Annotated in this window: 22 protein-coding genes; 2 read left to right on the top strand and 20 right to left on the bottom strand. The window is 71.5% G+C overall.

Translation table 11 applies throughout. The features are described 5' to 3' along the window. Positions 1 to 16 precede the first annotated feature (16 nt). From GKC29_RS25240 to GKC29_RS25200, 9 genes are all read right to left on the bottom strand, one after another. Positions 17 to 673, bottom strand: coding sequence for a DUF4241 domain-containing protein (locus GKC29_RS25240; protein ID WP_155333184.1), 657 nt, complete (start codon positions 671 to 673; stop codon positions 17 to 19). A 567-nt stretch (positions 674 to 1,240) separates the two neighbouring features. Next, the gene (locus GKC29_RS25235) at positions 1,241 to 1,651 is read right to left on the bottom strand and encodes a hypothetical protein (protein ID WP_155333183.1); all 411 of its coding nucleotides are present in this window, start codon (positions 1,649 to 1,651) and stop codon (positions 1,241 to 1,243) included. Between the two features lie 412 nt (positions 1,652 to 2,063). Next, positions 2,064 to 2,405, bottom strand: a complete 342-nt coding sequence (locus tag GKC29_RS25230; RefSeq protein WP_155333182.1) for a hypothetical protein — start codon at positions 2,403 to 2,405, stop codon at positions 2,064 to 2,066. A gap of 269 nt (positions 2,406 to 2,674) precedes the next feature. Then, complete coding sequence (locus tag GKC29_RS25225; protein WP_155333181.1) at positions 2,675 to 3,049, bottom strand: hypothetical protein; 375 nt, start codon at positions 3,047 to 3,049, stop codon at positions 2,675 to 2,677. Positions 3,050 to 3,426: 377 nt separating this feature from the next. Next, positions 3,427 to 3,945, bottom strand: coding sequence for a hypothetical protein (locus tag GKC29_RS25220; RefSeq protein WP_155333180.1), 519 nt, complete (start codon positions 3,943 to 3,945; stop codon positions 3,427 to 3,429). Positions 3,946 to 3,966: 21 nt separating this feature from the next. Next, a complete protein-coding gene (locus GKC29_RS25215) occupies positions 3,967 to 4,950 on the bottom strand; it encodes a DUF4192 domain-containing protein (RefSeq protein WP_155333179.1) in 984 nt (327 codons plus the stop codon). A gap of 428 nt (positions 4,951 to 5,378) precedes the next feature. Continuing rightward, on the bottom strand, positions 5,379 to 6,977 hold the full coding sequence (locus GKC29_RS25210; RefSeq protein ID WP_155333178.1) for a VWA domain-containing protein: 1,599 nt from the start codon (positions 6,975 to 6,977) through the stop codon (positions 5,379 to 5,381). A gap of 16 nt (positions 6,978 to 6,993) precedes the next feature. After that, a complete protein-coding gene (locus GKC29_RS25205; protein WP_155333177.1) occupies positions 6,994 to 8,115 on the bottom strand; it encodes an AAA family ATPase in 1,122 nt (373 codons plus the stop codon). Between the two features lie 248 nt (positions 8,116 to 8,363). Then, positions 8,364 to 8,666 (bottom strand): hypothetical protein, encoded by a 303-nt coding sequence (locus GKC29_RS25200; protein WP_155333176.1) that lies wholly within the window; start codon positions 8,664 to 8,666, stop codon positions 8,364 to 8,366. Between the two features lie 173 nt (positions 8,667 to 8,839). Between GKC29_RS25200 and GKC29_RS25195 the strand changes: the two genes are divergently transcribed. Continuing rightward, positions 8,840 to 9,844, top strand: coding sequence for a hypothetical protein (locus GKC29_RS25195; protein WP_155333175.1), 1,005 nt, complete (start codon positions 8,840 to 8,842; stop codon positions 9,842 to 9,844). A 28-nt stretch (positions 9,845 to 9,872) separates the two neighbouring features. Here GKC29_RS25195 and GKC29_RS25190 read toward each other — a convergent pair whose 3' ends face one another. From GKC29_RS25190 to GKC29_RS25150, 9 genes are all read right to left on the bottom strand, one after another. Further along, positions 9,873 to 10,952 carry a DUF4314 domain-containing protein gene (locus GKC29_RS25190; RefSeq protein ID WP_155333174.1) on the bottom strand — a complete coding sequence of 360 codons (1,080 nt, stop codon included), beginning with the start codon at positions 10,950 to 10,952 and terminating at the stop codon, positions 9,873 to 9,875. 803 nt (positions 10,953 to 11,755) lie between these two features. After that, positions 11,756 to 12,367: a hypothetical protein gene (locus tag GKC29_RS25185; protein WP_155333173.1), complete on the bottom strand. Its 612-nt coding sequence runs from the start codon at positions 12,365 to 12,367 to the stop codon at positions 11,756 to 11,758. Between the two features lie 100 nt (positions 12,368 to 12,467). Beyond that, the gene (locus GKC29_RS25180) at positions 12,468 to 13,736 is read right to left on the bottom strand and encodes a hypothetical protein (protein WP_155333172.1); all 1,269 of its coding nucleotides are present in this window, start codon (positions 13,734 to 13,736) and stop codon (positions 12,468 to 12,470) included. 231 nt (positions 13,737 to 13,967) lie between these two features. Beyond that, positions 13,968 to 15,074: a C40 family peptidase gene (locus tag GKC29_RS25175; protein WP_370463278.1), complete on the bottom strand. Its 1,107-nt coding sequence runs from the start codon at positions 15,072 to 15,074 to the stop codon at positions 13,968 to 13,970. Beyond that, the gene (locus GKC29_RS25170) at positions 15,071 to 15,592 is read right to left on the bottom strand and encodes a hypothetical protein (RefSeq protein ID WP_196255725.1); all 522 of its coding nucleotides are present in this window, start codon (positions 15,590 to 15,592) and stop codon (positions 15,071 to 15,073) included. The genes GKC29_RS25175 and GKC29_RS25170 overlap by 4 nt, the downstream gene beginning before the upstream one ends. Before the next feature lie 229 nt (positions 15,593 to 15,821). Beyond that, positions 15,822 to 16,088: a hypothetical protein gene (locus GKC29_RS25165; protein WP_230688810.1), complete on the bottom strand. Its 267-nt coding sequence runs from the start codon at positions 16,086 to 16,088 to the stop codon at positions 15,822 to 15,824. After that, positions 16,085 to 16,639: a hypothetical protein gene (locus GKC29_RS25160; RefSeq protein ID WP_155333171.1), complete on the bottom strand. Its 555-nt coding sequence runs from the start codon at positions 16,637 to 16,639 to the stop codon at positions 16,085 to 16,087. The genes GKC29_RS25165 and GKC29_RS25160 overlap by 4 nt, the downstream gene beginning before the upstream one ends. Before the next feature lie 82 nt (positions 16,640 to 16,721). Beyond that, positions 16,722 to 17,360 (bottom strand): GGDEF domain-containing protein, encoded by a 639-nt coding sequence (locus tag GKC29_RS25155; RefSeq protein ID WP_155333170.1) that lies wholly within the window; start codon positions 17,358 to 17,360, stop codon positions 16,722 to 16,724. 88 nt (positions 17,361 to 17,448) lie between these two features. After that, positions 17,449 to 18,246 (bottom strand): winged helix-turn-helix transcriptional regulator, encoded by a 798-nt coding sequence (locus GKC29_RS25150; protein ID WP_155333169.1) that lies wholly within the window; start codon positions 18,244 to 18,246, stop codon positions 17,449 to 17,451. Positions 18,247 to 18,338: 92 nt separating this feature from the next. Here GKC29_RS25150 and GKC29_RS25145 point away from each other — a divergent pair, with 92 nt between their 5' ends. Further along, positions 18,339 to 18,833, top strand: a complete 495-nt coding sequence (locus GKC29_RS25145) for a hypothetical protein (protein ID WP_155333168.1) — start codon at positions 18,339 to 18,341, stop codon at positions 18,831 to 18,833. A 31-nt stretch (positions 18,834 to 18,864) separates the two neighbouring features. Here GKC29_RS25145 and GKC29_RS25140 read toward each other — a convergent pair whose 3' ends face one another. Further along, a complete protein-coding gene (locus GKC29_RS25140; protein ID WP_155333167.1) occupies positions 18,865 to 19,683 on the bottom strand; it encodes a hypothetical protein in 819 nt (272 codons plus the stop codon). Positions 19,684 to 20,082: 399 nt separating this feature from the next. Further along, a complete protein-coding gene (locus tag GKC29_RS25135) occupies positions 20,083 to 20,895 on the bottom strand; it encodes a hypothetical protein (RefSeq protein WP_196255724.1) in 813 nt (270 codons plus the stop codon). Between the last annotated feature and the right edge of the window lie 434 nt (positions 20,896 to 21,329).

Below are 21,329 nucleotides of genomic sequence, written 5' to 3'. Positions count from 1 at the left end.
GCTAGCCCCGATCTGATCAGCGAATCGGCGAGTTCCTCTGATGAGGGATGACCAGGAAGTCGGTGACGTAGCTGGTCACTTCACCGCTGGCGGCATAACCGATGAAGGTTGGGTATAAGCCGTCGCCCCAACCGGAGCTAACCGTGATCACGTTCGCTCCGCTGGGCTCGTCGGTGATGGCATCAATGGCGGCGGGTGCAGGTGCCGCCTGTGCCGGGATGTAGACCTCATCGAGTTGGTCGAACTCCCAGCGGGCGAGGCCGCGCACCGCCACCATGTCGGCCAGCGTGCCGACACCCGCGTCGACGGGATAGCCGAAGAACGCGTCCGTTTCCAGTTCGGTGGGTTCCTGTCCGTCGGTCAGCGCCAGTTCCCAGCGCACGGTGGGCTGATCAGTGATGACGAGTTGAAGAGCAGCGGTGCGATCCTGCGGCTCGCTCCCGCTTTGGTTGACCGTCGCGATCCATGCGCGCAGCTGATAGCGACCTGGCGCAACGGGGACGGTGAAGGGCGCCGCTGAATCCGCGTCCACCAACGGATCGCAGGCGACAACCTGACCGGTTGGCAACGCCACCACGCCAACGCAACGAGCCTCGACGACGTACTCAGTGCCGTCGCAGATGGTCCGAGCGTGGTCGGCCAACATCGTGGTCAGGTCGGGCAGATACGGCATTCACCCCTCCAGCGCTATCCGCACACAGGCAGGTAGGAACTGATCAGCGATCATGGTGCCAGTCCACTGGAGCCTTCGCTCCGACGTTACGGCATGGGACCTGGGCGACGGGCTCAGGCGCGCCGAGCGTGCCTGCGGCGGCGGGTCGGGACGGGCCGACAGAACGTGCGGCGCGGTGCGGGGTGCGGCTCGCCTAGCTCGTCGGCCAACCAAGCGCAGAGGTCGTTGATGAGGTCGGCGGGCCAGCGGGGCGGCGTCGTGTTGTCTTGTTCGTGGGCGCTCATAGGGCCTGAGATTACGTGCCTGGGCTTCTTGGAAACGGGTCTGCGGTGACACCCGACATGACCCCGAGGCACAGTGGCTCGCCGAGGCGGTGGGGTAGGGAATGACGCGCGGTTACGGATAGACGGGCTTGCGGGCGGAAGCTGGTGGCGCACGAGGCCCTATCTGGCCTTACCGGTTACTACCCGCGACGAGGGCCTGCGCGGTGCGATGACGGGCATGTAAACCCAGAAGAGCCCCTGACCAGTGCGGGCGCCAGTCCGGGGGCGCTTCGTTGGTCTGGCGCTAGTAGGCCAAGCCAGCCTTAGCGCAGGCGGTAGTCAGGTCGAATGAGGCGGCAATCGCGTGGGCCTCCATTGCAGCCTCGTCATCAGCGCCCTTGGCCGCCTCGGCGAGCTTGACGCGCTCATCCAGCATGGCGCCGGCCAGGCGGATTCCCTCCACGGTGGACTCCTGCGCCTCGTTGGCGACTACAGCCAGCGTGTCGAGGCTGTCCCCGCTGGCGCCCTGGGCTTCGGTGTTCTTCTGGCAGGCTCGTTGGGCGTATCCGTCGACGCCGGGCGCTCCGCTGGGCGAGGGGGCGGCGCTGGTGGGAGGCGGTGCCGCGCTGGTCGGTGCGGTGCTCGGTTCACTACCGCTGGAGCATCCGGCGACGGCCAGCAACACGACGGCGGGCAGGAGGAGGGTGCGGATCATCGGCGCACCGTACCGGCGGGGCCGAGGCCGATGTGTCGGTGGGCCGGCACGTGTGGCGCGGTACACGGCGGGGCGATCGAACAGGCACCAGGGTGCGACCAGCGATATGCATTGCGGTGCATGAGCCACGCCGGCTCGGCGCCGGCGAGCGTGTAGCGCGTCCCGGCAACGAGGGCGCGGCGCTCCTCGGGCGTGCGGGTGCGGTTGCGCGCTACGTCGTAGACGGCCCGGCGTAGCTCCCAGGCCAGACCGTCGCGGCCGTACCACGCGTACGCCTCGCGGAGACGGGCGGCCAGGCGGCCGACCCCGTGAGGGTCGTCGGTCGGGTAGAGCGCGGGCCAGAGCGGGACGGCGCGGAGACCGACTGCGCGGGGCGACCGGCAGCGCGACCGGGCCAGCGGTGACCGGCGGGCTAGTCGTTGACCAGCGGGTGCCGAAAGCCGTCCAGCGGGCCGGTGACGGGACGGTCGTGCTGGGCCGTATTCAGGATCTCCGCCCAGGCGTCGACCATGGGGCGGCCCTCCGCGGCGAAGCGCCGGAGGATGTTCTCCACGATCTCGCGCACGATCCCGGCCTCTTCGCTGAGGCCCGGCCGGGGAAGCCAGCCAATCGACTCCCAGTCCTTCCGGGTGAGGTGGCCGACAACCTCGCCAGCGCAGCGGATCGTGAAAATCTCGCCCTCGCCTCGGTAGTCGTGCGACGAGTAGGTGGCCGGGGCGTAGGACAGGGACGCGGGCGACGGACGCCAAGGCATGAGGGCCTCCTCGGGTAGCGGGGTAGCGGGGTAGCGGGGTAGACGGGCTTGGCGGGGCCGGCGGCCGTGGTGGACGCCGGCCCCGCTGGGCAGGTTAGGCGGCGGCCACGGCCGTCGCGGTGGTCATCTTCCCGTGGAGGGCCGACATGTAGCGACGGGCCGTCCGGGGCGCTCGGCCGATCGCCTCGGCCACGGCCTCCGGCCGTGGCCGAACTAGGGTGAACACGTCGAGTCCTCGTAGCGGCGATGAGATCGCTGACGCGCTCGAGTCACGGGTGGAGGCCTCGCGGCGGTGTCGTGTGGGGGTGGGGTGGCTGCGGCGGGTCGACCTCGACGAACCCGAAAAGGCGCTCGATGAGTTGCAGTGCCTGGGTGCGGTATCGGTCGGCGAAGCCGCGGCAGATGGCCGGTTCGACCTCGGGGTCCTTGTAGTGCGGGAGTGTGTCATGGCAGATGATGAACGACTCCCGCGATCGGGCTTCGGCGACGAGGTCGCGCAACCGTCCGGGCGCCAGGTGCATTCGGTTGCCGGGGGCGAAGATGCAGGTGTCGCACTGCCGCGACAGCAGCCGCGACTTGCCGAGGTCGGGGTCGCCGACGCCAAGGGCGTGATGGGACACCTTGGCGTCGGGCGCGGGATCCATGAATGCTCCTCCTGTTGACGTTGGGGCGGCGCGGCGGCGGTCACGGTTTGCCTCACGGGCAGTGCAGGTTGGCGTATTTGGCCCGTCCGGTCGGGAGTGAGCGGCGGCGTCGTTGGTGGCGGATCAGCTACGGCAGTACGTCGGTGACGCCAGCGGGTATCGGACGGAGGTGCACCATCCGCGGCTGGTCCTTTCGCCGTATATGGGCGGTGTGTGGCCGCCACCCCGGCCAGTGATGTGGGGATGTCGGTGTCGGGTCCGCCGGGGCGGCGGCCGGGTGCAGTCACGCTCGACTTTCCGGATAGATCAAGTCGCCGCCACTACGGCCCGTCAGGGGCCGGTCGTGACCACCTGCGAGTTGTCTCGGCCGCTTGGTGTCATCGCAGGTCGGTGGGTTCGTCAGCGGCGGTGTCCAGGTCGCCGGGGGTGGCGTCGTCGCGGGTGGCGGCGTCCCAGTCGATGTTGCTGTCGTGGCCGCTGGCGGTGAGGGCGGTGTCGATGAGGTCTTCGGCGGTGTCGAAGGCGTCCTCGTGGCTGGTGGCGGTGACCTCTACCTTCACGGGGAGGGTGAGGCGGACGTGCCAGCGGCGGGGGAGTCCGGGCAGGTCGACGTTGTGCAGGATGCGGTCGGCGGCGTCCGGGTCGATGTCGTGTTCGGCGGCGGCGTCGCGCAGCGCCTGCCACATCTGCCGGCGCAGGCGGGTAACGGAGGTCGTTTCGGTCGAGGGCGGGGCGGGTGGGGTGGGGTGCTGCTCGCGCAGGTAGGCGTGGAGTTGGGTGGTGGTGTGGGTGAGCCATCCCAGTGGGGCGGGCTGGCCGGGGTGGAAGGCGTCCCAGGCCTGGCGCAGGACGGACTCCAGGGTGGGCGGCTGCTGGGCCGCGTCGGGGGTGGTCATGCTGGTGCTCCTCGCTCCGGGCTACAGGGTGGGGTCGGGCTCGTCGTTGAGGGCGGTGGGTGGGATGCCGTGGCGCAGGGCGTGGTCGATGAGGCGGGCGAGCCGGTAGTCGGGGTCGGCTGCCAGGGCGCGGTCAAGAGCGACGGCGGCGAGGGCGCCTTGGCCCTGCCGCCAGGCGGTGAAGGCGAGCAGGCTGGCGGGGGCGGCGGCGAGGTGGGGGTCGGCGCGGCGGGTGAGGTCGGTCCACAGGGAGAGGTGCCAGGCTTCGGTGCCGGTGGCCTCTGATGCGAGGTCGCGGACGGCGATGTCGATCAACAGGACGGTCAGCCAGGCCGCCTCATCGTCGGTGAGCACGTTGCCGGCCCCGTAGGTGGCGACCGCCTCGTTCACGGCCTGTTGTCCGGCGCGGATGACACCGGCCCGCCCGGCGGCGGTGAGGACGGTCAGCCGTCGTTGCTGTGCCCGGCGGGTGGCGGCGGTCATGGCGGCCGAGCTGGTGGGGGCGACGCTGGCGACGAGAGCTGCCCGGTCGGGCAGTGCGGTCTGTCCGGCCACGATGGCGTGCAGGGCGGTGGGGTTGTGGTGCGGGTCGAAGGGCGTCCCGTCGGGTGGGCAGCAGCGCGGGTCCTGGCACCGGTAGGAGTGGTAGCGGCCGTCGGTGACGCGCAGCGCGTCGAGGACGGTGATGCCGGCCGCTTCGACGTGGGGGGTGAGGGCGTCGATGACCGGGGTGACGGCCGTGGCGGGTCCGTAACCGATGAGGATCGCGGTGGTGGCGTCGACGTTGCGCAGCAGGGCGAGGTGCTGCCGGGCGGCGACGTGCACCCAGTCGGTGACGGTCGCGGGCTCGGGGAGGTCGGCGCGGCCGGCAACGGTGACTCGTTTGCCGGTGAGGCCGACGGTGACGAGGCTGTCGGCGGGGTGGAAGCCGAGCAGGTAGGGCACGGCGGCGAGCAGGTCGCTGATCGACGTCAGCGGCAGCCGCGACGGGTGGTCGTGGTGCATGGGGCAACTCCTTTGGTGACGGGCTCCGCGGCCGTCGTTTGGCTGCGGAAGTGGTTGGCTGATGAGGGGGCAGCCCCGCCGCCGGGCAGCTCGCGGCCGGTTCCGGGCCCTCGGCAGGTGGTTGGCGGGCGGGGGAGACGTGGTCGGCGCCGAGGCCGAGGCAGGTGCCGGTGGCGCGGCCTTGGTAGGCGGCGGCCGGCAGGTGGCGGCATGTAAGCCGCTGCTGGTAGTCGGGTGGGAACCCGGGCACGGCCGTGCGGCCGTGCCCGGGCGGCGCGGGGTGACCGGGCACGGCCTGGTTCGGCGGTGCAAGGAAGGGGAGCCGCCGTCAGCAAAGGCGCTCCACCTGTGGCGGGACCGAATGGCGGCGCGGCGGCCCGGTTGCGGGGGCAGGCCGGTGGTGGCGGGCTTGCCGATGCTGGATGTGGTCAGGCCCGCTGGAGGGCGGTGATAGCTGCGTCAGCGATGGCGTCGACGGCCTGCACCGGGTCGTCGACCAGCAGAGTGGTGGTGTGGGTGAAGGTGTGCCCGTCCAGGTCGGCGGGGCGCAGCCACAGCACCGGGCAACCGGTGTGGTGCAGGGTGGTGATCAGCCGTTGGGCGGCGTCGGTGTTGGGTAGCTGGCCGTCGGAGACGACGGCCACCATCCGCAGCGCCCCACGGTGGCGCAGATTGAGGAGGGTGTCGGCGAGTTTCACCGCGTCGATGAATCCGCTGGTGCCGCCGGCGGCTGTCATCTCGAGCACGTGGGCCGGTCGGTGGCGCGGTGGCACAAGCAGAGTGGCGGTACCACTGAAGGCGATCGTGGTGGTGATGGCGTCCCGGTGGCGGGCGGCGTGGGCGAGGATCCACCCGGCCGACGACATCGCCGTCGCGTAGGGGCGCATGGAGCCGGAGGTATCGACGAGCACGGCCAGGTGCAGGGTCGGCTTGGGCGGTGGCAGGGTGGTGCGCCGCTGCCACGGGGCTGCGGTGGGGATTGCGCCGGCGTCGGCTTGGGCGCGGGCGGTGATGGCGTGGCGGGTGCGCAGCCGCCCCGGTGGCACCGGGCTGGGCCGGGTGTCGGTCTCGACAGTGTGGGTGCGGGCTTGCCGTAGTCGGGCGGCGAGGGTGCGGGCGGCGGCGCGTTCCGGGTCGGTGGGGTCGCGGCGGGTCCACGTCGCGGGCGCCCCGTGTCGGGCCGCCAGGTGGTGGGCGGTGTATTCGGCCGGTGTCATGCCGGCGGTGTGGGCGAGGTAGTCGGTGAGCGCTGCCGCGAGCTGGCCGGGGAACATCCCCACGTCCGGTGTCGGGACGGTGGGCTGTTGGTGGGGGTTGATGCCGAGGAGGTGGCACCACCGCCACGCCAGCTCGATCATCTGCTCGGCGTCGCTGTCGTCGACAGTGTGGGCCTGCCGCCACACCTCGCGCAGCTGCCGCAGCCGCTGACGGCCCAGGACGGTGGTGACGGCGGCCCGGATCGCTCTGGTGTCTTTGGCCGTCAGGATGCGGGCGTCGACGCGGGCGAGCAGCAGCGCGGCGAGGGTGCCGGCGTGCCACGGGTCGTCCACCGGGGCGTCGCCGGGGTCGAGGAGGGTGGTGACGGTGTGCCGCAGCCACCGCCGGTCGGCGCGACGGCGGCTGCGCTGCCGGTTCTCGATGCGGGACTCCTCCAACAGCTCGGCGACGGCGGCCACAATCGGCGGGGTGCCGGGTGGGGTGCGCCATCGGCTGTGCGCGGCGTGCGCGGCTTCGTGCACGAGCAGCCCGTAAGCGGTCGGCACGAGTCGTTTGTGGCCGGCGCGGCGGGGGTTGGCGACGTTCGGGGTGCCGATGTAGGTGGCGTCGACCTCGATGCGGCCGGCGTCGGGGTAGCAGCAGGCGGGTGCGCCGCCGCCGGCGCCGGGGGCGACGGTGACGGTCAGGTCGGTGCGGCCGGTCAGGGTGGGGACGTGTCGGGTCCACGCGTCGCTCCACACCTGCCAGTCCGGATCCCCGGCCGTAGGCGTTGCCGGGCCGGGCTGCAGATGCTGGGAGGGATGCGGCATGAGGGTGTTCTCCTTGTCAGCGTTGCTTGCCGAGGGTCAGCGCGGTGATGTCGGTGCCGAAGTGCTGCCGCAGCGCGGCGAGGACGTGTTCGCGGTCGTCCTCGGGGGCGCGGCCGGCCATGTTGGCCACGGCGGCGGGCAGGCCGAGGGTTTTGCGGACGCGGGCGAAGCCGAGTAGCTCCCGCAGCTGCGGCGCCCACCCGATGCGCCCGGCGGCGAGGTCGGCGTTCAGCGCGATCGCGGCCTTTACGGCGGGGGTGGGGACGCCGAGGTGGCGGGCGAGGTCCCAGTCGGTGGTGACCTCGATGTGCACGTCGAACCGCGAGGCGAGGGCTTCGGTGAGGATGGCGCCGTGCACGCCGGGGTTGTGGCCGGCGATGACGTAGAACCCGTCGACCGCCTCCACGCGTTCGTTGCGGTAACCGGGGATGGTGATCACTCGGCGTCCGTCCATCGCCGGATATAGGACGGCGAGGACCTTCGGGGGGATGAGGGTGGCGTCGTCCACGAGCAGCGCCCGTCCCTCGCGCATCGCGACCACGAGGGGCCCGTACACGTATTCGAACCCGCCGTCGGGGAGGGGGATGAAGGTGCCGAGGAAGTCCTCGACGACGGTGTCGCCGGTGCCGGCGACGGTGAGCAGGTCCGGGAACGCGGCCTCGACCAGGGCGGTCTTGCCGGTGCCCGGCGGCCCGTACAACAGCACGGGGATACGCTTGTCGCGTAGCCGGCGCAGCACGTCCACATCGGTGGCTCCCGCGAGCTTGCGCGGGAAGTACAGGTCACCGTTCGGGCGGGTGACCGGCTGCCGTCGACCTGCCCCGCGACGTCCTTGGCGGGGTGTATGCGGGGCAGGCGGCGGCATCGCCCCGGCGGCGTCGATCCCGGCCTGGGTGATCTGGAACCGGTGCGGGCCGGTGTGGTGGGTGGCGTACCCGGCGGCGGCCATCTTCTTCAGCGCCTCGAACACCGCGCCGGTCGACCGCGCCGACAGCGCCTTGGTGACCGCACCGACGGTGAGGACCTGATCGGGGTGAGCGGCGAGATGGGCGGCGACCTGCCGGTAGAGGTAGCCGCGCCGACGATCGTCGACGGAGCCGTCCGGTGTCGGGCTGGGGGGCGGGGCTGCAGGGTCCATGCGGGATCCTCCTGTCATGTAGGGGGCCCGCGCACCCGTCTCCGGGTGCGCGGGCAATGCGGTTTCCGCGCGGCGGAGACGGCGGTGGCGGGCGCGGCCCGTGGCAGGGTCGGCCCAGCAACCTCCGTGAGGTGCTTGCAGGGCAGCCGCAGACGAGGGCTGCCCGATCGGGTGTCGCCGCCACCGGCGGTGGCGACGACAAGGAACGCAGCCAGCCCCGAATCGATCAAGTCGATCCGGGCTGGGGGTTAGCGGCGGCGGAGGGTGACCTCGCCGTAAGGTCGGCGGGAGACGGTCACGGTCAGGCCGAAGACGCTGCCGTCGGACAGCTCCAGCCACACCCCGCGGTCGAGGGTCAGCACCCCGGCGTCCCGGTAGGCGCGGGCGGAGGCGATGGTCACCGGGGTGCCGTCGGCGTGGGTGAGCTGCGGCAGGTCGGCGTCGTCGCAGAGTTGGTCCAGGTCGCCGCTGGTGAGCAGGTGTGTCACGAGGGCCTGCAGGATCTCCTCGTGGGCGTATTCGCCGAACTCATCGGCGCAGGTGTCGAACATGCTGATGCTCCTTGTTGGTGATTGGGTCGCGGTGATGTCGCCCGTTCGGACGGGTGCCAGCGGCTGCCGTAGTGGCGAGCGCTCTGTTCGCGGCTGGCCAGCCGCTGGCTCGTGGTGTTCGTCGCGGTGGAACTGGCTGGCGGAAGGGTCGGATGGGGTGATGCGGTGTCGGGGTGAAGGGGTGGAAGGGCCGCCGGCGCACCGCGAAGCAGACCCGGGCGCTGCCGACGTGGGAGCTCGACGAGGGTGTGCCCCTCGTGCGGCCGGAGCGTGGTGATGTGCTCGTGTCGGCGTCGATCGGACCTGCCGGTGAGCTGGTAGCGCTGTGGTCGGCGCGCAAGGACGAGGCGGCGCTGCGGTCGGTCACCACGCAACCGGGTTGGGCGACCTTCCCTGACCCGACGGCCGCCCGACCCGTGGCCGCCCGCGTGAGCAGGCAGACGGGCGACACGGTCGACGTCACGCCGCTGGCCGGGTTGACGCTGGCCCACCCGTCGGTCCAGCCCTTGCCCCAGGGCCGGGTGCTGGTGGTCGGGGCCCGGTGCCGGTGGCGGGCCGACGGCCCGGACCGCAACGCCGCGGTTTACGACAGCGCCGGGCGCATCGAGGCCCGGGCGACGCTCGGCGACGGCATCGAACACATCTTCACCACCACCTCAGGCGAGGTGTGGGTGGGGTACTTCGATGAGGGCGTCTACGGCAACTACGGCTGGGGCGACACCAACGCCGCCGCACCAATCGGCAGCAGCGGATTGATGCGCTTCTCACCCCAGCTGAAGCCGGAGTGGCGATTCCCGTCCCACGTGGACAACGAGTGGGATGCCATCAGCGACTGCTACGCCCTCAACGTCACCGACGGCGCGGTGTGGACCTGCTACTACACCGACTTCCCCATCGCGCAGATCCGCGATGGCGCGGTCACCGGCTGGCGCAACCAGGTCGACGGGGCGAGGGCGGTGGCGGTCAGCGGCACCCGGATCGGCTTGCTCGGCGGGTACGGACCGCAGCATGACCGCCTCATCGTCGGTGACCTGACGGGCCCGGCGATGCGCGTCGTCGGCGAGTACCGGCTCGTGCTGCCCGGCGGGGCTCCGCTGCCGGCTCAGGTCACGGCGGTCGGCCGCGGAGCCGTCTTGCACGTGATCACCGCCAACTCCTGGTACCGGCTATCCCTGTGATCACGTCCGCTCAGGCGGGAAAGCGGGGTCAGGCAGTCGGCTGTGGCGGCGGGTCGGGGATACGGCCGGCGATGCGATCACAGTCGTACGGGTGCACCGCCGTCCACGTCCAGGACCGGCCCATCACCACGTACCGGCCGTCCGCGTCCGGCGCCACGCGGTCGATCGCGACCGGGTCGTCGTGCACACGGGTCTCGTCAGCGACGATCACGTCGCCGTCGAACCACAGCCGAGCCAACGCTTGATCCACCAGGCGGTCCAACCGCTCACCAGCAATACCCTGGGCGACAAGCTGACGGCGGTAACGGTCGCGGGCGGCCTGCTGCTCGGCGACGATCGCCTCCGCCACCTGCCGGGTGCAAGTGAACACCGCCCACCCCTTCCAGGTGTCCACCAGCGTGCCCGCGAACCCGACCGGAATGCGCAGATCCCCGTCCCCGTTCGGCGTCCACGCCCACTCCCCCGCGAACACCCCGGGCCCGCCCAGGCCCACCCGATCCGGGCGCAGATAGCTCATGTCCCGGTCATCGCCGTCGGGGTGCAGGATCATGCGGCACTGCCGGGCCACCTCGGCTTCGGCAGCGCCGTCGAACCCGTCACACCACGCCCACCGCGCCTCATCTAACTGGCGGACGGTCAGCTCCTCCCACGCCGGAGCATCCGGTGGGGCGTGCTCGGCGTACCGGTCGGCGTCATGCTCGAGGGCGTACCGGTCGGCGACGGGAAGCCCGTCGAGCATCGCCGGGTCACCGTTGTCAATCCCTGCCAGGATCTCGCGCGGCCGCTCACGGACGTCGCCGGGCGCCCGGCCGCCGAGGACATCCTGCGCCCACCACTCGGCCGCGGACCGCCCCGCCGCCGCGCCACCGGTGCCCAGCGCGTCGAGCACCCGCTCCCAACCGGCCTCGCCTATCGGGGTGGGGATGCGGCGGGCGCGGTCACCGTCATCGAGGAGCAACGAGAGGCGGGACCCGCTGTCCCAGTCCACGTCCAGCACCCGCAGGTGCGGGTTATAGCGGCGCACGGTGCCCTCGTCACCGGGCCGCAGCCGGCTGTGCGGGTCGCCGGTGTGTTCCAGCGCGACACGGTCGCCGCGCTGGTAGGTCACCGTCGTCCCCGGGTCGTGTGAGGGAGTGGTGTGTTCTCGGGCGGGCCTTTCGGCTGCCAGTGCTTGTTGGTGGTCACGGTGAAGTCCTTCCGTTGTTCAGCGATGTGGGCGCCACGCAAGGAGCGAGGTTTGCCCCGCAAGACCGGCCAGAGAGGCGAGCGGTGACCGGTCAGCACGCGTGGTCGTGGCTGGCGTCGCGGCTTCGTGTGGCGCATCCCGAGGCCGACGCGGGGCAGCAAAACGGCGCGTACGGCGGATGGGCGCTCCGCCCCGCCGGTAGATGACTGGGCTTTGGTCAGCCGCGTTGGCGGGAAGGCCAGCCGACAGCGGGCTTATAGCCTGGCCACAGCCGTGTGCTCCGAAGCGGGCAGTGACCAGAACTACCTGCGCGGGTCCAGACCGTCGACAGCGACCGGCGAGTGGGCTTCGCCCGCATCTTCCCGGGCCCTCTACTCGGCAGGGCTGGCCACACTTTCACCTCGAGGTCACCCGGACCAGGCCAGCATCACCGACGGCGAAGCCGTCGCGGCTTGCAGGTCGCCCGCGAATATGCCTGTGATGCGGTGTACGGCCAGCCGGGCGGCGAAACCAGTGGCCGCGCCAAGATAGTCTCGGCGCGCACTGGGGGAGCCAATGCCGTTCGCGTAGGAACCCGGGCCGACGCGGCGGCCAGGACAGGATTCTGTTCCAGATGCGGCGCCCAGGGCGCTCCATGAAGTCCCGGTGAGTCTTGGGGACGCGCTGATCAGAGGTCGAGGCTGGTGGATCATCAGATCCGGGTCAACGTGCGGCGTTGGAAAGGCTCATCCACCGAGAAGGTTGCGACGCAGCATCGCCTCGTGATCAGCCTCGGCCTGGTCCTCAATCGTCACCTGCACGGGCTCGGCAGGTGGCGGCGCCTCGAGCGCATTCAGTCTCAGACCATAGCCGCACCCGGAGACGGCCTTGATGATCAACGGTGGTGCCGGCGGCGCGGGCCAAGCGATGAAGTGAAACCGTTCGCTGGACTGGTCGACGACCTGGTCGTAGTCGCGGTCGCGACCGCTGGCATACATGCGCAGCCGGTAGTGACCGGGACCGTGCCCGCTGAGCACCGGTAGCGGCGTTGGAGAATGTTCCTCGAGCTGCGCGACGATCAGGCGCCCTTGAGGGCAATAGAGGCTGACCTCGGCGATGTCGTCCCAGGACGCCGCATCCCCCCACTGCTCGCCGGTCTCCAGACCTGGCCGGTCATCGGCGGCGCGTGCCGTGACCGTGACGTAGCCGCGGTCGATACCGGCGGCCACCAGCACGGCGGACTCCATCACCCCGCCCAGTCCCGTGCTGTAGTCCATCGTCTCGAAGGGGGTGTCCGCGTCGAAGTCGGCCACGATGAACCCGTGGTCCTGGACGTAGACGCGTGCCGGTTGCGTCATGTGCACCATCTTGCCCTATCGCTAAGCGACCAGCGGTCCAACGGTCGCGGGGCGCCAGGTCGCCCTGACGCCCCGCAACGTTGGTGCGGTGGTCCTGGCCTCAGCTGACGATCCCGACGCGGAACGGGTCGGTGTGCAGGACGCGATAGTCGTAGTAGAAGGTGGACATGATGCCGCCCTGAGCGTTGTTGTCACCCGCCGCGATCATGCAGGCGCTCGCCCCGGACGAGCCTGTGACGTTCGTCGGCGCATTGATTTGGCAGCCGGAGAACGTGCGCCGCGTGCCGCCGAACGCCAATCCCTGGAGCGTTGAGGCAAGCGGGTACTCGTCGCAGCTCATGTTCTGGATGCTTGGTGCGTCCCCGCAGGCCCTGCTGCGGTTGAGGTTTGTCGAGGCCGTGTCGACATTGCGGTTCAACGGGTTAGTGATTGTGGCGCCCGGAAGCCCGGAGGCTTGCGCCCGAGAGACGTGCGAGGCGAGGCTGGGGTTGCGGCTCTGGCTGTAGTCCACCCTGGCGGGGTACCACGGCACAACGCAGCCCACCCGGGCCGGCCGAGCCCCATTGGCGCCGACAGCGTTGTCGCACATGATCTCCGCCATTTCCGACGACGCGGTCGCCTGCGGGTACCCGACCGGCTGGAAGCGCAGGTTCCACCTGGTCGTGCAGTCACCGACCGCGCCGACCGCCGTCGCGGTGGTCCGGGCGCCGGCCTCGCCGACGCGGCTGGTGTTGTTGGCTGGCGCCAGGGACTGCACCGGGAACGAGGACGCGCCGTTGATCACGCAGTCACCGCTGACCGACAGCGTCCCGGTCACCGTGGAGTTGCGGGCGTCGCCCCACCCGCGGTACGGCGACAGGCCGATCTGGTGGATCCAGTTGGGCAGGCTGACCGAGCCGTAGGTGTAGTCGTAGACATCCATCAGCAGCTCACCGGTGATCCGCACCGTGCCGTTCACCGTCTGCTGCGTCGTCAAGATCAAGCCGGTGATCTTGCACGCCTCCGTGCGGGTGCCCGCCACCGGAGTGCCGTCGCTGCTGGCACACCATGATGGGAACGGGATCGGAGCCAGCACCGTCCGGGCCGTCTGGCGGCTCGGCGGCGCGGGCGCGACACACACTGATCGCGTCGCCGACGTCTCGACACAGGTCTTCGCCCCGGTCGTTCGCGGCTGCGCGGGGGTGACTCCGGGACGGGCGATCGGCATGCTGGTGGGCTTGGCGAGGACGTCCGGCGACGTGACGGCGCCCACCGCGCCGACGCCGCCAGGATCCGCCGCAGCAGCCGACGCCGCAGGTGTCGCGACGACGGAGGTCCCGGCGACGAGAACGGCGACCGCCAGAACTTTCAGGATTTTGGGCAGGCGCATGCAGTGCTCCCCTCGTGATCGCAGGTAACAGCGATGAGCGCGGCCATCGAAACACGTGCTCGCGCTGCGTATCAACCCATGTCACTGTCCGTTGCAATCGTGTTCATTGGCTCCGCCGGCCGGCAGCCTTCGCCACCAGGGCAAACGCCTTGGCCGCCGTGACGCACGGGGCAAGGGGGCGACGACCGCATAGTGGAACGACGGCGAGGGTCGTCAACGCAGCGCGAGGGATCAGCTGGCGATCCGCCGGACGGCCGCCAGGTGCGGCAACCACGCGGACAGGCGGCTGATCTTGACGACGTCGCCGGTGTGGGGCGCCTGCACGATCAGACCGTGACCCAGGTAGAGGCCGACGTGCCCGGGCCGGGCGGTGGTGCCGCGGCCGCCGGGGATGAACAACAGGTCTCCCGGAAGGAGATCGGTGTGGTCACCGACGGGTAGACCAGCGTGGACCTGATCGCGGGTGGTGCGCGGCAGGGTGATGCCGGCGGCCCGGTAGGCCTGCTGCACCAGTGAGGAGCAGTCGCACTGGCGGGCCGGAATCCCCGACTGGGGCGCGGTGCAGTCCCCACCGAAGGTGTAGGGGCTGCCGAGCTGCGCCAACGCCCAGCCGATCGCCGTCACGACCGGGCCCGGGGTGCCCGGCGGCAGGGTGAACCCGGCAGGAAGGGGAACCTGCTCGCCGCCGAGCTGCCCGTCACCGCCAACGGCCAGGCACAGCGGGTTGCTCATCGCCTGCTCCAGGTCTGCGGCGACCGGGCCGGCCGGGGTGCCGCCGGTCAGCACCCGGACCAGGGCGATCGCGTCGTCCTCCCACTTCGCGTACGCGCCCGGGTAGGCGGAGCGCTGCACCGCCTGCGCGGCGTCGGTCAACGCCATGGCCTGCCACCCGTCAACGGCCAGCAGCGCCTGATAGAACCTTGCCGCCGCGTAGCGGGGGTTGCGCAGTTGGGCGGGCGTGCCCCAGCCCTGCGACGGGCGTTGCTGGAACAACCCGACCGAGTCGCGATCCCCGCCCGGCAGGTTCCGCAGCGTGGACTCCTGCATGGCGGTGGCCAGCGCGATCACCCACCCGCGCGGCGGAACCTGCAAGTCCGTGCCGACGGCGACGATCACGGCGGCGTTGGCCGCCTGGTCGCGGTCCCACCCGGCCGCCCTGCCCGGAGGTGGGGATGCGGTGATGGCAGGAAGCAGGGGCTGCCCGTCCGGGCCGGCCGCGGGGTAGCAGGCGGCCGAGGCGGTGCCGCCTCCGGTGAACAGTGCCCCGATGCCGCCCGCGCACAGCACCAGCACGGCCATCACGCCGGCGGCGACAGCGGCCAAGGTGCGGGCGCTCACCGCGATGCCCCTGGCACCAAGGCCTGTGCGCCGGATGCGGGGTCGGCGGCGGCGGTGTGGTCGCGGGCGGCGCGCGGGCTGCCCGCGGGCGGGCTGACGCACTGGTCGAGCCGGTAGCAGGCCACGGGTTGCCCGTCGTCGCTGTGTACGGCGACCGTGCCGGCGGCCGGTCCGATCAGGTAGATCCACTGGACGTCAAGGTGCCCGGCCTGGCACAGCGGGAACACGGTGACCGGCTCCGCCGGGCCGCTGCCGGGCAGGGGCATGCCCACGCCGGGAACCGGGTGCTGCTGGTCAAGGTCGGACGCGGTGGTGGTGATGGTCGGGTCGAGGTACTCCCAGTCGCAGGCAAGGATCGCCGCCGCCAGCGCCCGGGTGTCACAGCCGGCGTGGCGGGCCCAGATGCCGGCGAGGGCGGGCACGACCAGACTCGGGTGGCCGTCGACGACGACGAACCGGGCGCGCACCAGGTGTGGGTTCTCCGGGTCGGTGATACCGACGAGGCAGTGGGTGTCCACGTGGTCTCCTTCATGGGCGCAGTGGGGTTGCGGGGGGCTGGTGTGCGTGCTGGCCGGAGGCCCGGGTGTTCACGGCGCGCGGTGGCGCAGCGACCGGGGGCCTTGGGCGCCCGGGGCTCAGGTGGCGTGGCCGGGATGCGGCGGCTGAAATGCGGCAGGGCCTGCGGCGGTAAGCCGATCCGGCTCGTGGTCGACAAAGGGGTGGACCGCGGCTCCAGCCGGGTGGTCGTCACTGCTGGCTCTGGGACGGTGTGGGCGGCCAGGGAGCGGACTTGGCGCGCCAGCCGAAGACCGGGTCGCTGGTTTCCACGGATCCGCAGCGAGTGCACCGGGTGTAGGCGTCGGTGCCGTAGCCGGCCATGGACGGCATCTCGTCGCAGACCACCTGGTCGACCGCCCCGCACACCCGACACCGGATGGATGCCCCGTCCGGCCCGCAGGTGGTGAAGATCGGCTCGTCGTGGTCCTCGCCGTTGCGGGACTCGTGGCCAGTCACGCCGCGCCTCCATCGGCGACGCGGGCGGTGGCCGCGAGGAGAGCGGACAGGCCCGGGTAGGTGGCCGGGGCGCCGTGCGGGTCGGGAGTGTCTTCGACGGCCAGCAGCGGGTGGTCCTCGCCGCACAGCCGGGTGAGCTGGTAGAGGCGGTCGTCGGTGTCGACGGCGTCGATACGGCGGACCTGCTGCGGCTGCCCGGTGGGGGTGTCGGTGTAGCAGGTGGCCCAGGCCAGCAGCCGCGCGTCGGGCGTGGTCCGCCGAATCAATCCGAGGATCGTGTGGAGAGCGGTCCGGTAGGGCGAGTTGGGTTGGTGGAGCTCGCTGGTGAGGCGGTGCAGCAGGACGGGGATCCCGGCGGGGTCGGTGAGCAGGTCTTCGCGGTGCAGCGGGAACTCGACGCTGCGCATCTCAGGAACGGGGTCGCCGGTCGGCTGGGGTCGGTCGTGGACGAGCAGCAGCGTCACCGGAGTGCCCCAACCGAGGGCGTCGGCCTCGGCGTCGGCTACCAGGAGGCAACCGGTGAGGGTGTGGACAGCGGTGAAGGACAACACGGGGCTCTCCCTTGTCAGGGGGTGGAAAGGGAAGGACCCCGCAGCCGGTGGCTGCGGGGTCCCTGCGGGCATCCGAAGTGGGTCAGTGGTAGTGGCGGTCGCGGCTGCGTCGGCCCGGTGGTGGCGCTAGGGGGTGGTGGCCGTGCACGCCGGTGCCGGCGCGTTTGGCGTGGTACATCGCGGCGTCGGCCTCCGCGAGGAGTTGCCGGGGGCTGGCGTGTGGGTCGTGGGTGTGGGTGTAGCCGACCGACGCGGCCACCGTGACCTCGCCGTTGACCACCCGGATCGGGGCGGCGGTGAGGACCCGCGACGCGGCGTGCGCCGCGGCGGCGACCTCGTCGGGGTCGCCGCGCACGAGCAGGGCGAACTCGTCCCCGGACAGCCGCGCGGCGATCTCCACCGGCGTCCGTAGCGCGGCGAGGAGCCGGCCGACGTGGTCGAGCAGGTCGTTACCGGCGTCGTGGCCGAGGGTGTCGTTGACCGTCTTGAACCGGTCGAGGTCGAGCAGCACCACCCCGACCGGCGCGTTGTCGGCGAGAGCGGCGCGCAGGCGGGTGAGGAACATCCGCCGGTTGGGCAGACCGGTGACATCGTCGTGGGTGGCCTGGTAGCGGGCCACGCGGACGGCCTGTTGCTGCTGCCAGAGGAGGGTGCCGGCGAGGGCGAGGCCGGCGAGGATCCCGCCGACGGCGATAGCGATCGTGTGCACGGTGGGAGACACTCGGAACGCTCCTTGTCTAAGAAGGAGCACCGGGGGCGGGCGGGAAGCGGCCAAACTGAACGCCCGCCCCTGGGCTGCCGGACAGCGGCTACTGGTTGCCGCGGCGGGTAGGGGAGACCTGGAAGGTCGCGGGCCGCTCGACGGTTTGCACCGCCAGGCCGTCGGCGACCAGCTTCGTGGCCGCGTTGGCGACCGCTCCGGCGCTGGCCTTGGCCGCGCCCGTGCCGGCGTTGGCGGCGTCGATGAGCTTGCACAGCTCACCGGTCTTGTAAGCCCGGTCGGGATGGGCCTCGAGGATGTCCAGGATCGCCCCACGCAGCGACCCCTTACCGCGGCGTGCCGTGTCCGGCCGGTCCTCGTGGGTGCTGACTTCCGTCTGCGTGCCGGGTTGCTCGTCGGGCGTCGGCCCCGCCAGCGTCTCTTGTGAATCGTCGAGGGCGGGTGGCGCGGCGCTCCGGGCGGTGGATGCGGCGGTGTCGACGGCGGTGTGGTCTGCGGCTTGATCGGTGGCGGACGCGATCGGCGGCTCGCTGGGCGTGGCCGGGATGCCGCTCCGGGGCCGCTCGTCGGTGACGTCCCGGTCACCGGCCTCGGCGGCGCCTTCCTGGGCGGCCGACGGTTGCTGCCCGTCGCCGGTGGGTGCGGTGGCGGTCGCGGTGCGGCCGGTGTCCGTCAGCCGCCACACCGCCCGGCCGTCGTCGGCGTGGAACCGCTCGACCTGACCGGTCTGCTCCCAGGCGCGCAGCTTCGCCGTGGTGGTGGAGTAGCCGAGCCCGGCGTGCTCGGCCACCTCCCCGGCGGTGGCCTCAGCGAGCGCGCCAAGCGCGGCGAGGACCTTGAACATGCTGTGCGCCGGCACAGCCTCGGTTGCATTCGTCATGGGCATACGTCCGTTCCTTGAGTGAGGGCAGCACTGATCCACGCTCCACACGCGGTGGTGATCAAGTGCCGTGACCGGATCTCGGGACAAGGAAGCGCGTGCCCGGCCAGCCGCAGGGCGTCAATCGGTGGCAGTCGGGCACGCATCATGGCCAGCGGCCTAACGTGGCGGCCTTCCGCGACGCGACCGGCGGTCGAGGAGGCGGAGGCGATACCGTCGAGCTGACGGGGTGCTGCGGCGGCGAAACGGGCCTACAGTTACCGGCGACGCGTGCCGTGAACGCCTACCGCATCGGACATGCGAACCACGGCTGCGAGGCCAGGGACGATCCTGCTGTGGCGAAGTACGACCCACTCACCGGGTTTCTTCAGCGTCAAGCGGCGGACACGGACACCGTTCGGATGAGCTTCCGGCGGCTTGAGGAGATCCTCGGCCGATCGCTGCCGCCGAGCGCGCGCTACGACCGCACCTGGTGGGGCAACACCGTCAACCGGACCCGGGTGCAGGCGCACGCCTGGTTAACCGCGGGCTGGACAGTGAAAATGATCGACCTCGGAGAGGAGCTAGTGATGTTCGCCCGGGGACGGCCATAGGCTCTCGTCTCGTGGCTCGTCGGTGTGCGGTTCAGGTGGCGGCCAGCTGCCAGGGCCAGGTGTAGGCGCCCAGCGGGTAGCGGCCCTCCGGGTCGGGGTGCACCCGGTCGGTCTCCCGGTACGTGACGTGCTCGCCGTCGTCGTGCTCGTCGAACACGACCAGGACGTCGCCGGTCAGCCGCAGGTGCGGGTACTCGCCGGGCATCGGATCCGTGCTCCGGTCCGGGTTGGCGTGCACCGCGTCGAGGTCAGCGATCATCTGCTCGACGGTGGCGCGGTCGAACCGAGGCAACTGGTAGCCGGCGTCGCTGGTGTAGCCGTCGGCGACCAGCGCCGGGTAGACGCGACCAGCCACGGCACGGGACGTGACCATGGCCAGCGCCCACCCGCCGTCGGGCGGGATGAGCTGGTCGCGGTGCTGGACGACCCGCACCCGGTCGGGTCCGATGAGGTGCCCGTCGGCCGGGTCGATGTCGACCGTAACCCAGTGCCGCCCGGTGTGCCGGGCACCGCGCAGCATGCTGATCACCGGGCCCAAAGCCTGACCGGCCCGCAGCGGCAGGAATGCCTGAAAGTAGTCGGGTCGGCCGGCGACGCCGTGCCGATCGGTGGTGATGTGCCGCCAGGTGCCCGCCTCGGCGGCGTGTACGTCGCCGGACTTGCTGTACCAACCGGGCAGGCCGTTGGAGACGAGGACGTCGCGCCTGCTGGTGCCCGTCCAGATCAAACCAGGCGCCAGGGGCGCGAGCCCGCGCGCCTGCGCGCCCGTGATGCGGTGCGCCGGGCACGCCATGGCGTGCTCCGCGAGGGGCAGCACGTCGTCGAGCCGGAACCACAGTCGATAGGACATGGAGAGACCTCCAAGGTTCGATGGTGGGAAGAGGGAAAAGCGGCCGTTTCGCTGGCCGAGATATTCAGAGGGCGCCCCCGCCCGGGGCCGCCGGCCGCGCTGACTGCCGCAGCCGGCGGGCAGGGCTGGCCGCGTGTGGCGGCCTCGCTTTCGTAGACCGACGGGATGCCGCCGGCAGGTGGTGGGGAGTCGCAACTGCGAGCGGTTCGCGTCGAACCGGAGCCGTGCTGCTTACACGGCTCGTGGCGAGCCGGCCCGACCTCGCCGGGGCCGGGTTGCAGGCCCGCACCCGCCGAGGTGAGAACGCGGGCTGGGCGGTGAGACGGTGGTGGAGTTGGTCAGGCTGTTGCTGATGCGAGGGGTGGCGGTTGCGCCCGGCCGCCCCAGCTTCTGGTCGTCTCAGAGGGCGACGGCCAGTAGCCGCTGGTGGGGCTCGACGGTGTCGAGGTAGCGGATGGCCTGCTCGAGGTAGGTCACCCGGTGGCAGAGAGCGTCGCTGGCCGGGGCGAGCTTGTGCCCGTCAGGCAGCAGCAGCGCGTCACCGCACACCGCGGTGGCGGCGCTGTAGTGCTGGTAGGCCACCGGGCCTGCCTGGAACATCTCCAACTCTTCCGTCGGCAGCCGGTGGGCGCCGTAGCTGACGACGTTGTGCATCCGCATCGCATTGACGCGCGGCTGGTGGTGGAAATCCGCCTCCGCCCGCTCGCGCGGATACCGAGCGGGGTCGGCCAGGTGACGGGCGTGGATCACCGCCCAGGGATGGGCCGGGCGGGTGCCGTGCACGACCCGCCGCCACACCTCGAACCGGATGCTGGCACCGACGCCGGCAGCGTGGCGCATACCGGCCAGGTCGAGCAGCTTGACCGGTCCGCCGGCGCAGTAGGCCGGTCGGCCGGTCCGCAGTCCGAACAGTTGGGCGCGCTGCCACCGCCATAGGGCGGGGCTGGCCCAGAACCTGGGCTGCAGGGTGCCGGACACCCCGAAGTGCCGATCCAACCGGGCGTCGACCAGAGCCTGCGATGACAGCCCGTCGGGCAGACAGACGATCATGATGCGGACCGTCGCGGTCGGCGTCACCACCGTGCCGGTAGCTACCGTGCTGGCGGTGGCCCCGCCCGGCGCGGCGGGCTTGCTGCCCCTGCCGGGCGTTACAGCCCTGACGCGCTTGCCGTAGCGGGTCAGCGGCGTGCTTGCCGCAGGTGTAGCAGTCATACAGATTGCCTCCTTGGTGTGAGCGCGTCGTAGGCGCGCGGACGTGACCGGCCCACCGGGTGCATGGGGCGGTTGCGGGTGAACAGGGGGAGAGGTCCGTGCGAGGTGGTGCGGTGCGACCATCGGGGTCGCCGCGCGGCGCGGAAGCCGACCGGCTTGACGGGCGGGTGGGCGAAGCGCACCGCAGGGGGCGCGGCGGTGGTTCCCGAGGTGGGACCGGACCAGGTGAAGCGAAAGAGAAGGTAGTGCCGAAGACGGTAGCGGCCCGATCTGTCAGTCCCACCACGGTCATGATCGTCAGAAGTGCCGGTGAGCTGCGTCGTCAGACCTCGAACCGACCACTGTGAGCCGTTGGTCGAGAGCCTGTGAGATCCGGCCGGTCCCACAAATGATCGTCCGCCGTGACAGACGGCGCTCGGACCTGCCCGCGAAGC

Source organism: Micromonospora sp. WMMC415 (assembly GCF_009707425.1).
In the GTDB taxonomy this organism is placed as follows: domain Bacteria; phylum Actinomycetota; class Actinomycetes; order Mycobacteriales; family Micromonosporaceae; genus Micromonospora.
This window is presented reverse-complemented; position numbering and strand designations above follow the sequence as displayed.